Origin of the sequence: Bacteroides sp. 1_1_30 (assembly GCF_020982715.1) — a bacterium.
Lineage (GTDB): Bacteria > Bacteroidota > Bacteroidia > Bacteroidales > Bacteroidaceae > Bacteroides > Bacteroides xylanisolvens.
On record NZ_JAJKHN010000261.1, the window covers coordinates 1 to 535 of the forward strand.

At 51.8% G+C, this 535-nt stretch carries 1 protein-coding gene; it reads left to right on the plus strand.

The annotated features are described in order from the left end of the window. Nucleotides 1–535, plus strand: a 535-nt coding sequence (locus LPH68_RS26575) for a hypothetical protein (RefSeq protein WP_230297299.1), incomplete at both ends; no start/stop codon positions are given.

Consider the following 535-nt stretch of genomic DNA (forward strand, 5'->3'; position numbering starts at 1 on the left):
GCACCAGAAGAGCGAACTGCAACCGGAGGAGTATCTTTCACTTTCCATACTGGTGACCGAGTATATTCCGTATCTGGCCGATAAACCGCAGACAGCGCGTGAAACCCTGTTCCTGCTCCTTGAAACCGGCTCTCTTTTCGAGAAATACTGGCGGGATACAAGATGCTTCCAATCCGAAAATATCTACACGCCCGCCATCAAGACACTGCTTGACAAGCTGGACGTGAAACTGCGAGAGGGCGACACGATTCCGGTAGAATACCAGGATTGCCGCTCCCTGGAGGACTTCTTCCGGGTCGTTGCCGGCGAGCGTCCGGCAAAGGAAGAGGTATCGTTTTCTTCAGATGAGGAGGGAAACTATTATTTCAACGGACGCAAGGTCAAGGTGGAAAATTCTGACGAGTACGCCTACCGCCTGCTGAAAACCAAAATACAGACGAGCTACCGGCGTCCGGTAGATTTTTACTTCCGCTTCCTTGCCCGTTTCGGACCATACGGAACTTATGGCAACGTGTATTACCCGAGTATCACGGAC